Annotated in this window: 12 protein-coding genes; 7 read left to right on the top strand and 5 right to left on the bottom strand. The window is 69.8% G+C overall.

All coding sequences use genetic code 11. The features are described from left to right. Positions 1–92 precede the first annotated feature (92 nt). Both ASG59_RS07575 and ASG59_RS07570 read left to right on the top strand, forming a co-directional pair. Complete coding sequence (locus tag ASG59_RS07575; protein WP_055885891.1) at positions 93–2,438, top strand: Orn/Lys/Arg decarboxylase N-terminal domain-containing protein; 2,346 nt, start codon at positions 93–95, stop codon at positions 2,436–2,438. Next, entirely contained in the window at positions 2,435–3,052 is a 618-nt protein-coding gene (locus ASG59_RS07570) for a GNAT family N-acetyltransferase (protein WP_056407828.1), read from the top strand. The genes ASG59_RS07575 and ASG59_RS07570 overlap by 4 nt, the downstream gene beginning before the upstream one ends. 101 nt (positions 3,053–3,153) lie before the next feature. On the opposite strand, the gene ASG59_RS07565 is transcribed toward ASG59_RS07570, so the two are convergent. Both ASG59_RS07565 and ASG59_RS07560 read right to left on the bottom strand, forming a co-directional pair. Continuing rightward, a complete protein-coding gene (locus tag ASG59_RS07565; RefSeq protein WP_055885887.1) occupies positions 3,154–3,369 on the bottom strand; it encodes a hypothetical protein in 216 nt (71 codons plus the stop codon). Positions 3,370–3,527: 158 nt separating this feature from the next. Further along, a complete protein-coding gene (locus ASG59_RS07560) occupies positions 3,528–4,100 on the bottom strand; it encodes a helix-hairpin-helix domain-containing protein (RefSeq protein ID WP_056408085.1) in 573 nt (190 codons plus the stop codon). A gap of 188 nt (positions 4,101–4,288) precedes the next feature. Here ASG59_RS07560 and ASG59_RS07555 point away from each other — a divergent pair, with 188 nt between their 5' ends. From ASG59_RS07555 to ASG59_RS07540, 4 genes are all read left to right on the top strand, one after another. Further along, entirely contained in the window at positions 4,289–6,154 is a 1,866-nt protein-coding gene (locus ASG59_RS07555) for an ABC transporter ATP-binding protein (RefSeq protein WP_056408082.1), read from the top strand. A gap of 57 nt (positions 6,155–6,211) precedes the next feature. Next, entirely contained in the window at positions 6,212–7,357 is a 1,146-nt protein-coding gene (locus tag ASG59_RS07550; RefSeq protein ID WP_056407825.1) for an FAD-binding domain-containing protein, read from the top strand. 177 nt (positions 7,358–7,534) lie between these two features. Then, positions 7,535–8,728: a patatin-like phospholipase family protein gene (locus ASG59_RS07545; RefSeq protein WP_156399152.1), complete on the top strand. Its 1,194-nt coding sequence runs from the start codon at positions 7,535–7,537 to the stop codon at positions 8,726–8,728. Positions 8,729–8,829: 101 nt separating this feature from the next. Further along, positions 8,830–10,455 (top strand): ABC-F family ATP-binding cassette domain-containing protein, encoded by a 1,626-nt coding sequence (locus ASG59_RS07540; RefSeq protein WP_056407823.1) that lies wholly within the window; start codon positions 8,830–8,832, stop codon positions 10,453–10,455. Positions 10,456–10,487: 32 nt separating this feature from the next. Here ASG59_RS07540 and ASG59_RS07535 read toward each other — a convergent pair whose 3' ends face one another. Next, positions 10,488–10,616: a hypothetical protein gene (locus tag ASG59_RS07535; RefSeq protein WP_055885879.1), complete on the bottom strand. Its 129-nt coding sequence runs from the start codon at positions 10,614–10,616 to the stop codon at positions 10,488–10,490. 147 nt (positions 10,617–10,763) lie between these two features. Here ASG59_RS07535 and ASG59_RS07530 point away from each other — a divergent pair, with 147 nt between their 5' ends. Next, positions 10,764–12,014, top strand: coding sequence for a nucleoside transporter C-terminal domain-containing protein (locus ASG59_RS07530; RefSeq protein ID WP_056407820.1), 1,251 nt, complete (start codon positions 10,764–10,766; stop codon positions 12,012–12,014). Positions 12,015–12,018: 4 nt separating this feature from the next. On the opposite strand, the gene ASG59_RS20385 is transcribed toward ASG59_RS07530, so the two are convergent. After that, positions 12,019–12,165, bottom strand: a complete 147-nt coding sequence (locus ASG59_RS20385) for a hypothetical protein (protein WP_156399151.1) — start codon at positions 12,163–12,165, stop codon at positions 12,019–12,021. Between the two features lie 5 nt (positions 12,166–12,170). After that, positions 12,171–12,404 carry a hypothetical protein gene (locus ASG59_RS07525; RefSeq protein ID WP_056284246.1) on the bottom strand — a complete coding sequence of 78 codons (234 nt, stop codon included), beginning with the start codon at positions 12,402–12,404 and terminating at the stop codon, positions 12,171–12,173. Between the last annotated feature and the right edge of the window lie 20 nt (positions 12,405–12,424).

Genomic DNA, 12,424 nt, shown 5'->3' with positions numbered 1-12,424 from the left:
CCGGGCGCATTGCGCCCATCACCAGCACGCCGTCATCGCCGCGTCATCCCGCGTCGCAACGGTGACGATCCCACCACGGAGCCTTCCCCCGCATGGACTTCTTCCGCCGCTTCACCGTGCTGATGTGCGCGCCCAACTTCGATCCGGACGACCTCGAGGGCGTGCGCGTCCAGCAGATCCTCACCTCCATCGAAAAGCTCGGCTTCGAGGTGGTGCGCGCCCGGCGCGTCGAGGATGCGGCCATCGCGGTCCAGACCGACGCCGCCATCGGCTGCATGGTGGTGGATTGGGGCAAGCGCGGGCTCGACGGCAAGGCGGCGGCGCTGATCAACCTCATGAGGAAGCGCGGGCTCGAGATGCCCATCGTCATCATGGTCCGAAGGAAGCGCCTGGAGGACATCCCCGTCGAGGTGCTCGACTTCATCGACGGCTACATCTTCCTCGCCGAAGAGACCCCCGACTACATCGCCCGCGGCCTCGTCAGCCGCGTCAAGCAGTACGCCGAGACCCTGAAGACGCCGTTCTTCGGCGCGCTGGTGGATTACGCCGAGCAGGGCAACCAGCTCTGGACGTGTCCGGGCCACAACGGCGGCATCTTCTACAACCGCTCGCCCATCGGGCGGATCTTCGTCGAGCACCTCGGCGAGGCGGTGTTCCGCGACGACCTCGACAACTCGGTGCTCGACCTCGGCGACCTGCTTGTCCACGAGGGCCCGGCCCTCAAGGCGCAGAAGGAGGCGGCCGTCATCTTCGGAGCGGAGAAGACCTACTTCGTCCTCAACGGCACCTCGGCCTCCAACAAGATCGTCCTGTCGGCGCTCGTGGCCGAGGGCGACCTCGTGCTGTTCGATCGCAACAACCACAAGGCGGCCCATCACGGCGCCCTGTTCCTCGGCGGCGCCGTGCCGGTCTTTCTCGAGACCGACCGCAACTGCTTCGGCCTCATCGGCCCGATGTACCACGAGGCCCTGGACGAGGCCGCGATCCGGGAAAAGATCCGCACCAACCCGCTGGTCACCGACAAGGAGGCGTGGAAGCGCGAGCGCCCGTTCCGCGTCGCGGTGGTGGAGCAATGCACCTACGACGGCACGATCTACAACGCCCAGATGATCCTGGAGAAGATCGGCCACCTCTGCGACTACATCCTCTTCGACGAGGCCTGGGCCGGCTTCATGAAGTTCCACCCGCTCTTCGCGGGCCGCTTCGCCATGGGGCTCAAGAACCTCGACGAGACCTCGCCCGGCATCATCGCCACCCAATCGACCCACAAGCAGCTCGCGAGCTTCTCCCAGGCCTCGCAGATCCATACCAAGGACAGCCACATCCGCGGCCAGACCCGGCGGATCGAGCACCGGCGCTTCAACGAGACCTTCCTCGTCCACGCCTCGACCTCGCCGTTCTATCCGCTGTTCGCCTCCCTCGATGTCGGCGCGCAGATGATGAAGGGCCGCTCGGGCGTGGTGCTGTGGGACGACACCATTCGGCTCGGCATCGAGTGGCGCAAGAAGGTCCGCGCCATCCGCCGCGAGTTCGAGGAGAAGGAGGGCGACCCGCTGCGCCGCTGGTTCTTCGACCCCTTCGTGCCCGACACGGTGAAGGGACCGGACGGCAAGGTGCCGTGGGAGAGCATCTCCACCGACGAACTCGCCAGCGACTCGAAATACTGGGAGCTGACGCCGGGCGCCTCCTGGCACGGCTTCACCCACGTGGCGCCCGACTACGCCATGACCGACCCCAACAAGCTCACCGTGCTCACCCCCGGCTTCGACCGGCGCACGGGGGAATACGCCGCGCACGGCGTGCCGGCCCCCATCGTCGCCCAGTACCTGCGCGAGAACCGCATCGTGCCGGAGAAGAACGACCTCAACTCGCTGCTCTTCCTGCTGACGCCGGGTGTCGAATCCTCCAAGGCCGGTACGCTGATCTCGGGGCTCGTGGCCTTCAAGCGCCTGCACGACGAGAACGTGCCGCTGGAGGACGCCATGCCCGAGTTCGTGCGGCGCCGGCCCAACCGCTACAAGGGCGTGCGCCTGCGCGACCTCTGCGCGGATTTCCACGCTTTCCACCGCGAGCACGGCACCAGCACGCTGCAGCGCAAGCAATTCGAGCCGGGGCACCTGCCCGAGATGGTGATGACCCCCAAGGAAGCGGTGCAGCAACTCACCCGCAACAACGTCGATTACGTGCCCATCGCCGAGGCCGAGGGCCGTGTGGCGACGACCTTGCTTCTGGTCTACCCGCCGGGCATCGGCACGGTGCTTCCGGGCGAGCGATTGGACGAGCGGGCCAAACCCATGCTGGACTACTTCAAGATGTTCGAGCGCTCGGCCAACCTCTTCCCGGGGTTCGAGGCCGAGATCCAGGGCGTGTTCCGCGATGTCGCCGCCGACGGCACCATCCGGTTCTACACCTACGTCATGCGCGAGGGCCGGGCGTGAGCCTGGCGGGGCCGCCCGTCGCGTCCGACCCGGACGTGGTCATCCGGCCGTCGTCGGACGCCGACGTGCCGGCGATGGTGGCGATCTACGCCCACCACATCCGCCGCGGCATCGGCGACATCGGCGATTTCGAGGAGGACCCGCTCCAGCCCGACGACCTCAAGCGCCGCCGCAAGGCGATGCGCAAGAAGCGGCTGCCGCATCTGGTGGCCGACCGGGACGGGGTGGTGGCGGGCTATGCCTACGCCGTGCCCTTCCGGAAGCGTCCGGCCTATCGCTACACCCTCAAGCACTCGATCTACGTCCACCACGACCACCTGAACGCCGGCATCGGCCGGCGCCTGCTACCGGCCCTGATCGAGGCCTGCGCCGCCGGCGGCTACCGGCAGATGATCGGCTACATCGACGCCCGGAACGAGGCCTCGCTGCGCCTCCACGAGGCTTGCGGCTTCACCCGGGTCGGGCTCCTGCCGGCAGTGGGCTACAAGTACGGCCGCTGGAGCGACAGCGTCATGGTGCAATGCGCCCTCGGCTCGGGGAGCGACGACCAGCCGGCGACCTGGAACCGCCCGGTGGCGGCCATCGTCGCCGCCGACGACTGGGCGAGCCGGTAGAAGCGTCCCGCCCCCCGATCGCCGTCCGATCGTCGAGGGGTCCGGATCGGGGCGACGTCGACGACCCGATCCGTTCCAGAGGCAGCCTATGGCCGCGGGACCTACTGCTGCGCCCGGTTGATGAGGGCCTGGAGGGCGCGTGCCACCGGCTCGGTGATGGTCTTGCGGTACTTGCGGTGGACCAGTTGGCCGTTGTGATAGATGTCGTGCTCGACATAGAGGCGCTCGCCGTCCCACCGCACGACATGGTCGGAGTTGGTGGTTTCCTCGACGCCCAGATCCTCACGCAGGATCGCGCCACGGGGTTGGGTCAGCATGTCGGTCCTCTCAGGTCCAGGCGCACGCGATCCGGGCGCACGGGTTACAGGGGGCGGAGTGTAGAGGGCTCCTCGGCGGGACGCCACATCTCAGGGCTGCCGCCGACGTCGTGTTTCGTCCCGCACCACGGTCCACGCGCCGCCGTCGCCGAGACGGGTCAGCGCACCGTCACCTGGTCCTTGATGCGCTGGTAGGTGGACCGGCTGAGGATGCGCTTGGACAGGAGCTGGTCGACGGTGGCGTAGGGCCGCCCCCGGACGATCGCCTTGCCGATGGCGCCGCCACCCTGCAGCCCGTTCAGCTCGGCAAGGCTCGCGCTGTTGAGGTCCACCACCGCCAGCGCGCGCGGGCCTGTGGCGTCGGCGGCCGCGCCGGCGGCATCCTGGACGGGCTCGGCGCGAGGGGTCTGGTCGAACACGGTCGGAGCCGCGCGCTGCGGGACCGGTTCCGGCGCCGGTGACGGTTCCGGAGGAGGGGGCGTCGGTCGCGCCGGGTTCGGCTCGGGTGGGCGCTCGGCGGTCCGCAGGTCGGGGCCGGCGGGCGCGCTGCGGACCTCGGGCGGCGGCGGCTTGGTCACCGGCGGCGCCTGGCTCGACGATGTCGCCGGAGCGTCCCGAACCGGGGAGATCTCCTGGCCGGACGACGGCCAGAAGATCTGGACCAGTGCCGCGAGCAGGGCCGCCACGAGGACGAGGACCGCGACGCGGACGAGGGCTGAACCGCTGAGCATCGTGTTCCGCTTCACGCAACGATAGTGCCGGACGCTACCACGAGCATCGGTGAGCCGTCGCGCCGCCGCATCCTCCATCCACCGGCAATCGCCGGCGTACACTCGGGCACCGTGACGTGCACCCGCCGGCCGGCTGCGACCGGATGACGGGATCGACGCGTGGAAGCGTCCGCGTCATGGTCGCGGCCATGCTCTCACGCTCCTTTTTCGATCCGGCGAGGTTGCGCCGGGCCGCGGCCGGCCGCCTCGGGCCCCTGCGCCACCTGCCGGCCCTGGTCCGGCTCGTCTACGCCGCCAGCCCGCGGCTGCTCGTGGCGAGCCTCGCCCTGCGGCTGGTGCGCGCCTGCCTGCCCGTCCTGATCCTCTACCTCGCCAAACTCATCCTCGATGCCATCGTCGTCGAGCACGGGCGGCCGCGCCCGTTGGGCTGGGACGCCTGGATCTCCGATCCGCATCGCGCCCGCCTCGCGGGGCTCGTGGCGATGGAGCTCGGGCTGGCGGTCCTGTCGGACCTGCTCGGACGGCTCAGCACCCTCGTCGACGGGCTCGTGGCCGATCTCTACGGAAACGCCGCCAGCCTGCGCCTCATGCGCCACGCCGCCGCCCTCGATCTCGAGCAGTTCGAGGACAGCGCCCAGCAGGACCGCATCGAGCGGGCGCGGCGCCAGGTCACCGGCCGCTCCAGCCTGATCACGCAGATGTTCGGCCAGGTTCAGGACCTCATCACCCTGGCCACCTTCGCCGCGGGCCTCCTGGCCTACGCGCCCTGGCTGATCCTGCTGCTGGCCGGCGCCTTGGTTCCGGCCTTCCTCAACGAGACCTACTTCAACCGCCAGGGCTACCGGTTGGCCTGGACCCGGACGCCCGAGCGGCGCCAGATCGACTACCTGCGGTACCTCGGCGCCAGCGTGGAGGCGGCCAAGGAGGTCAAGCTGTTCGGCCTCGAGCGCTACATCGCCGCCCGCTACCGGGTGATCGCCGACAAGCTCGTGGCCGACAATCGCTCCCTCGCCATCCGCCGTGCCGCCTGGGGCGGGGGCTTCGCCGCGCTCGGCACGCTCGCCTACTACACCGCCTACGCCACCATCGTCTGGCGCACGGTGGCCGGCGAGTTCTCCATCGGCGACCTCGCGTTTCTCGCCGGCTCGTTCCAGCGGCTGCGCGGCCTGATCGAGGGCCTGCTGCTCGGGGTCTCCCAGATCGCGTCGCAGGCGCAGTACCTCGACGACCTGTTCTCGTTCTTCGCGGTCGTTCCGACCATCCGGTCGCCGGCCGCGCCGGCGCCGTTCCCGCGTCCGATCGCGGAGGGGATCGTGTTCGAGGATGTCGGCTTTCGCTATCCGGGGACGCAGACCTGGGCGGTGCGTGGCCTGAGCTTCCGCCTGTCGGCCGGGGAAGTGCTGGCGCTGGTGGGCGAGAACGGCGCCGGCAAGACCACCATCGTCAAGCTCCTCACCCGCCTCTACGACCCCACCGAGGGCCGTATCCTCCTCGACGGGCGCGACCTGCGCGCCTACGACCTCGACGCGGTGCGCGGCGCCGTCGGCGTCATCTTCCAGGATTTCGTGCGGTTCGACTTCACGGCCTCGCAGAACGTCGCTGTCGGCCGGATCGAGGCCCGGGACGACGCCGGTCGGATCGCCGCCGCCGCCGGACGCAGCCTCGCGGACGGGGTGATCGGCCGGCTGCCCCTCGGCTACGACCAGCCGCTGGGAAAGCGCTTCGAGGGCGGCGTCGACCTCTCCGGCGGCGAATGGCAGAAGATCGCGCTCAGCCGCGCCTACATGCGCGAGGCCGAGATCCTGGTGCTCGACGAGCCGACGGCGGCCCTGGACGCGCGCGCCGAGTTCGAGGTGTTCCGGCGGTTCCGCGATCTCAGCAGGGACCGGACGGCGGTGATCATCTCGCACCGCTTCTCCACCGTGCGCATGGCCGACCGCATCCTGGTGCTGGAAGGCGGCCGGGTGCTCGAAACCGGCACCCATGCGCAGTTGCAGGCCCAAGGCGGGCGCTACGCCGAGCTGTTCGAACTGCAGGCGGCCGGATACCGCTGACGGCCGCGTCGTCGTGTCCGGATCACCCCCGCGCGCGGCCGCCCTACCCTTGCCGTCATGCAGCAGACAGCCAGACTCACCCGCGCCGATGGTCTCGCACGGCTGGAGCGCTTCGCCCCGCGCCTGGGCCGCGCCTATACCGACACCCGCAACACCGACCGGGGACCCTCGGCGGAGCCGACGACCACCGCCTTGTCGCCGCACCTGCGTCGGAAGCTCCTGACCGAGCAGGAGGTGGTGGAGGCCGCCCTCTTCGCCCATGGATCGACGGCGGCCGAGAAATTCGTCCAGGAGGTCGTCTGGCGCAGCTACTTCAAAGGCCATCTCGAAACCCGGCCCGGCATCTGGGCCGACTACCGCCGGGGCGTGGTGGCCGGGCACGAACGGCTGGAGCGGGAATCGGGCCTGCGCAAGGCCTACGGGCAGGCGGTCGCCGGCGGGACCGGGATCGACGGGTTCGACGACTGGTCGCGCGACCTCGTCGAGTTCGGCTGGCTCCACAACCACGCCAGGATGTGGTTCGCCTCGATCTGGATCTTCACGCTGCGGCTGCCCTGGGAACTCGGTGCCGACTTCTTCATGCGCCATCTCCTCGACGGTGACCCGGCGAGCAACACACTGTCCTGGCGGTGGGTCGCGGGCCTTCACACCCGGGGCAAGCACTATCTGGCGCGGGCCGACAACATCCGTCGCCACACCGACGGCCGCTTCGACCCGAAGGGCCTCGAAGAGGTGGCCGACCCACTGGACGAGCCCGCGTCCCGACCGGTGTCGAAGCTGGCGCCCGCCGACCCGAGCCCGCGCGGCGACGTCGCGCTCCTCATCCACCTCGACGACCTCCACCCCGAAAGCCTGCCCCTCGACGGCGCCCGCGTCGTTCGGGTCGGCGGCCTGCTGGCCCATGCGGACGGCGCGGCCGATCCGGTGATCGAGGCCGACCGCACGGCCATGGCCGACGCCCTGGCCCGAGCCGCGGCGCATTTCCAGTGCCCGGCCGACATCGCGGACGAGGATTTCGCGGCCGGTGCGCCCGTCGTCGCCCCCTGGGCGCCAGTCGGTCCGTCGGCGGACGCCCTGCCGTCGGTCGCGCGCCTGCGCCGGCCCTGGGACGAGGCGATCTGGCCGCGCTCCACCCGGGGTTATTTCCAGGTCAAGGCGGCGATCCCCGAGATCCTGGCAGCCTGCGACGTTCCGATCCGCTGAACGCACGGGCCGGACCTGTCGCCGCAATGCCTCAGGTCGGCGCCGAATGCCGGGCCGGCCCCGCCGATGCGCGATGCCGTTTGCCCGGTGCCTGCCGGAACGGTACTATGGTCAAGCTCGTTCCGGACCCGGCCCCACGTCGGTCGCAACGAACGCAAGCTCTTCGGACGCGTGAGAATGACGATGGTTCGCCGCTCCGGTTGGGTCCGCGCGTTCGTGGCGGGCATGGTCGCGGCACAGGTGGGTGCCTGTTCCTCGATCCCCCGCGTCGGCTACACAGCCGAGCAGGCCGCCGCGGCGGTGCTGCCGGGGATGGACCCGGGCGTTCGCGCCTATGCGGATGCCTCCGAGAGCACCTTCAACGGCATGGTGGCCCGGCAGGACGCCAAGACGTCGCGCTTCGCCTACCTCGCCCTGTCCGGCGGCGGCGGCGACGGTGCCTATGGCGCCGGCATCCTCAACGGCTGGACCGCCTCGGGCACCCGGCCCGAATTCTCGCTCGTGTCCGGGGTCAGCACCGGCGCGCTGATCGCGCCCTTCGCCTTCCTGGGGCCGGCCTACGACGCGACGCTCACCGAGATCTACACGAGCGGCATCGCCTCGACCCTGGTGCAATCGCCGAGCGTCACCAACGTCCTGTTCGGCTCCGGCCTGTTCGGCGACGGGCGCCTGCGCGACCTCGTCGGCCGGTTCGTCACCCCCGACCTCCTCGTGGCGGTGGCCGAGGCCCACGGCAAGGGTCGCCGGCTCCTCGTGGTCACCACCAACCTCGATTCGCAACGGGCGGTGATCTGGAACATGGGCGCCATCGCCACGAGCGGCGGCCCCAACGCGGTCGGCCTGTTCCGGGACGTGCTCACCGCCTCGGCCAGCATCCCCGCGGTGTTCCCGCCCCAGCTCATCGACGTCCAGGACGGCCCCAAGGCCTTCCAGGAGATGCATGTCGACGGGTCGGTGGTGACGCCGGTGTTCACGCTGCCGCAGTCGTTCCTCCTCAAGGACGGGAGCCTGCGCGGCAAGGTCGGCAAATCCGACATCTACGTGGTCATCAACGGGCGCCTGGAGCCGGAATTCGACCTCGCCCAGAACAACACCCTCTCCATCGTCGAGCGGTCCTTCACCACCGCCAGCCGCTCGCGCAGCCGCGCCACCCTCGCCTCGACCTACGCCTTCACCCGTGCCAACGGTATCGGCTTCAACCTGACCTACATCGACGAGACGGCGCCCAACACCACCGCGGCGCGCGGCTTCGACACCGGCTACATGCGCAAACTCTACCAGGACGGTTACGAGAAGGGCCGCACCGGCTCGTTCTGGTTCAGGACCGTGCCGACCGCGCCGCTGGTCAAGGCCATCGTCGCCGCGCGGTGACCAGACCCGCGACGGCGGGCCTCGCACATCATGCTGCGCTGCGATAGGAACGCGCGACAAGGCCGGCCCCTCGGCCCGCCTGCCGCTCCTGATTGTCCGCCATGCTCCAGATCGAAGACCTGACCTTCAACGCGTGGGGCCGCCGCTTCTTCGATCGGGCGAGCGTCTCCGTCCCTCCGGGCTCCAAGGTCGGCCTCGTGGGGCGAAACGGGGTCGGAAAGTCGACCCTGTTCAAGATCATCCTCGGCGAATTCCAGCCCGACAGCGGGACGGTGTCCCTGCCCAAGACCGCCCGCATCGCCTCCGTCGACCAGGAACATCCCGCGACACCGGTGAGCCTGATCGACACCATCCTGGCGGCCGACCTCGAGCGCGAATCCCTCAACCTCGAACTCGAGACCGCCGAGCCCGAGCGTATGGGCGAGATCTACGGCCGGCTCATCGAGATCGATGCCGACAGGGCCCCGGCCCGTGCCGGCGAGATCCTGGCGGGCCTCGGGTTCTCGGTGGCGGACCTCGCCCGCCCGATGGCGGAGTTCTCCGGCGGCTGGCGGATGCGGGTGGCGCTCGCCGCCGCGCTGTTCGCTGAGCCCGACATGCTGCTGCTCGACGAGCCCACCAACTATCTCGACCTCGAAGGCGCGCTCTGGCTGGAGGCGCGCCTCAAGCGCTACCCGCATTCGGCGCTGATCATCAGCCACGACCGCGAGCTCCTGAACAACTCGGTCGACGCGATCCTCCACGTCGCGGGCGAGAAGCTCGAACTCTACACAGGCGGCTACGACGACTTCGAGAAGCGCCGGGCCGAAAAGGCGCGGCTCCAGGCCTCGACCAAGGTGAAGCAGGAGGCCGAACGCGCGCACCTTCAGAGCTTCATCGACCGCTTCAAGGCCTCCGCCTCCAAGGCCGCCCAGGCACAGTCGCGCATGAAGCGGCTGGCGAAGATGGAGCCGATCGCCACGACGATCGAGGAGCACGTGGCGCCCTTCCACCTGCCGTCGCCGAAGCGCCCGCTGGCGCCGCCGCTGATGCACCTCACCGACGCCACCATCGGCTACGGCGACGATGCGCCGGTGCTGCGGGACCTCAACCTGACGCTCGACGTCGACGACCGGATCGGGCTCCTCGGCGTCAACGGCGCCGGCAAGTCCACCTTCGCCAAGATGGCCGCGGGGGCGCTGCGGGTGCGGGACGGGCGCATGGTACGCGAGGGCCGTGTCCAGGTCGGGTGGTTCCACCAGCACCAGATCGAGGCCCTCGACCCCAACGACACGCCGCTCGCCATCATCCGGCGCGAGCGGCCCGACGACAGCGAGTCCTCGCGCCGTGCCAAGCTGGCGAGCTTCGGCCTCGGGTTCGACAAGCAGGAGACGACGGTCGATTCGCTGTCCGGCGGCGAGCGGGCGCGGCTGCTCCTCAACCTCGTGGCGATGCAGGCGCCGCACCTGCTCATCCTCGACGAGCCAACCAACCACCTCGACATCGACAGCCGCCGCGCGCTTCTTGACGCCCTCAACGACTACGGCGGCGCCGTCATCCTCATCACCCACGATCGCTCGTTGATGGAACTCGTCGCCGATCGGCTCTGGCTGGCGGCCGACAACACCGTCAAGCCGTTCGCCGGCGACATGGACGACTACGCCCGTTTCGTCCTCGACCGGTCGAGGGCCGGCAAGAGCGCGCCGGGCCAGGGCCGGGAGAAAAAGAGCAAGCGCCGGGCGGCGTGACGCCCGGCGCGGTCTCCGTCACAGCGCCGACATCACTTCCGCAGGAGCTTCGTCACGAGCCGGCCGATGGCGTTGCTCGAATCGGAATTGCGGGTGTCGCGAACGACGGTGCGGTCCTCGGTGCCGAGGATCTTGGTGACGAGGCGTCCGATCAGGCTCATGGCTTGACTCCGTTTCGATCGATGGAGCGCCGGAACGACGGCGCAGCTTGACCATAACGGGTGAATGCCGGCGCCTGTTCCCGTTTCCCGCGGCATCGCGCTTGCTGGCTCCGCCATGGCCGCCGTAGACGGGCCGGGTGGGGGACCATGACCGACAAGTTGATCCATGCCGGTGCGAGCCTCGCGTTCCTCCTGTGCGTCGCCGTGCTGTTTTCCACCGACCGGCGGGCGATCCGGCCGCGGATCGTGTTCGCCGCGCTCGGGCTTCAGGTGGCCCTCGGCGCCCTCGTCCTGTTCCTACCGGCCGGGCGGGCCGGCCTCGAGGCGGCCGCCGGTCTGGTCCAGACCGTCCTCGGCTATGGCGACCGCGGGGTCGCGCTCCTGTTCGGCGCCCTCGTCGAACCCAGGATGCTCGAACTCTTCGGTGGCTCGGGCTTCATCCTCGCCCTGCGCATCCTGCCGCCGATCCTCTACGTCTCGGCTTTGATCGCGCTCCTGTACCATTTCGGGGTGATGCAGGCCCTGGCCCGCGTCCTCGGGGCCGCTCTGCAGCGCCTCCTGGGTACCTCGCCGATCGAGACCTTCTCGGCCGTGATCACCGTCGTCATCGGGCAGAGCGAGATCGCGGTGGCGCTGCGCCCGTTCCTGATGCTGCTCACGGGGGCCGAACTGTTCGCGGTGATGTCGAGCGGGGCGGCCTCCACGGCGGGCTCGATCCTGGCGGGATACGCCGCGCTGGGCGTGCCGATGACCTACCTTCTGGCGGCGAGCGTCATGGCGATCCCCGGCGGGCTCCTCTACGCCAAGATCCTCGTCCCCTCGACGGAGCCGACGCGGGTGACCACCACCCGGGTCGAGTTCGGCGAGAGGCGTGCCACCAACGTGTTCGAGGCGGCGGCCGACGGCACCCAGAAGGGGCTCGCGGTGGCGGTCTCGGTGGGAGCGATGCTGATCGCCTTCGTCGGGCTCATCGCGCTCCTCAACGGGATCGTCGGCTGGGGTGCGGGCCTGTTCGGCTATCCGGCCCTGACCATCGAAGGGGTGCTCGGCGTCGCCCTGGCGCCGCTGGCCTGGCTGATGGGCGTGCCCTGGGAGCAGGCCGAGCTCGTGGGCGGCGCCATCGGCCAGAAGATCGTGTTCAACGAGTTCCTGGCCTATGCGCAGCTCTCGCCGACCCTGGCGGCCGGCACGCTGGATCCGCGCACGACCGCGATCCTGTGCTTCGCGCTGTGCGGGTTCGCCAACCTCGCCTCGATCGGCGTGCAGCTGGCGAGCTTTTCGGCGCTGGCGCCCGAGCGCAGGGGCGAGGTGGCGCGCTACGGCGTGCGCGCAATTCTGGCCGGCACCCTGTCGAACCTGACGAGCGCCACCATCGCGGGCGTCTTCATCGGCGCGTGAGGTCTTACGGTCGCCGGTCGGCGCGACCGCGATCCTCGATCGCCCGGGTGTTACGATCGAAGTTACGGGCCGCGATCCAGACCGAGGTCAAGCCGATGACGGAAATCGCCAGGGCGACGCCGGCGACCTGGCGCGCGTAACCGTAGGTCATGGCGTTCAATCCTCCGACCGGACAAAGCGCAACGTGATCTGTCCGACGAGATGTCGGCTTGTGGCAGCGGAAAGCAAAACCCAACCGCCGTCACGGAACACGTCGAGATGACGCTGAGCGAACGGCACCACGAAGGCTGCGCCGAAGGTTGCGATCGACAGGGAGTTGAACAGCGTCGCCAATAGCTTCACACCCTCGTTGAAGCGTTTGGCGCGGTGCTTGGCGTCTTCGGTCGGCATCGCGGCGTCAGGCCGCGATG

This window comes from Methylobacterium sp. Leaf466 (assembly GCF_001425565.1).
Lineage (GTDB): Bacteria > Pseudomonadota > Alphaproteobacteria > Rhizobiales > Beijerinckiaceae > Methylobacterium.
This window is presented reverse-complemented; position numbering and strand designations above follow the sequence as displayed.

Coding starts and splice junctions, on each gene's coding strand:
- ASG59_RS07575 (WP_055885891.1), top strand. CDS start 93: ATGGACTTCTTCCGCCGCTTCACCGTGCTGATGTGCGCGCCCAACTTC.
- ASG59_RS07535 (WP_055885879.1), bottom strand. CDS start 10,616: ATGAGCCTGATCGGACGCCTCGTCACCAAGATCCTCGGCACCGAGGAC.
- ASG59_RS07550 (WP_056407825.1), top strand. CDS start 6,212: ATGCAGCAGACAGCCAGACTCACCCGCGCCGATGGTCTCGCACGGCTG.
- ASG59_RS07525 (WP_056284246.1), bottom strand. CDS start 12,404: ATGCCGACCGAAGACGCCAAGCACCGCGCCAAACGCTTCAACGAGGGT.
- ASG59_RS07545 (WP_156399152.1), top strand. CDS start 7,535: ATGACGATGGTTCGCCGCTCCGGTTGGGTCCGCGCGTTCGTGGCGGGC.
- ASG59_RS07565 (WP_055885887.1), bottom strand. CDS start 3,369: ATGCTGACCCAACCCCGTGGCGCGATCCTGCGTGAGGATCTGGGCGTC.
- ASG59_RS20385 (WP_156399151.1), bottom strand. CDS start 12,165: ATGACCTACGGTTACGCGCGCCAGGTCGCCGGCGTCGCCCTGGCGATT.
- ASG59_RS07530 (WP_056407820.1), top strand. CDS start 10,764: ATGACCGACAAGTTGATCCATGCCGGTGCGAGCCTCGCGTTCCTCCTG.
- ASG59_RS07555 (WP_056408082.1), top strand. CDS start 4,289: ATGCTCTCACGCTCCTTTTTCGATCCGGCGAGGTTGCGCCGGGCCGCG.
- ASG59_RS07540 (WP_056407823.1), top strand. CDS start 8,830: ATGCTCCAGATCGAAGACCTGACCTTCAACGCGTGGGGCCGCCGCTTC.
- ASG59_RS07560 (WP_056408085.1), bottom strand. CDS start 4,100: ATGCTCAGCGGTTCAGCCCTCGTCCGCGTCGCGGTCCTCGTCCTCGTG.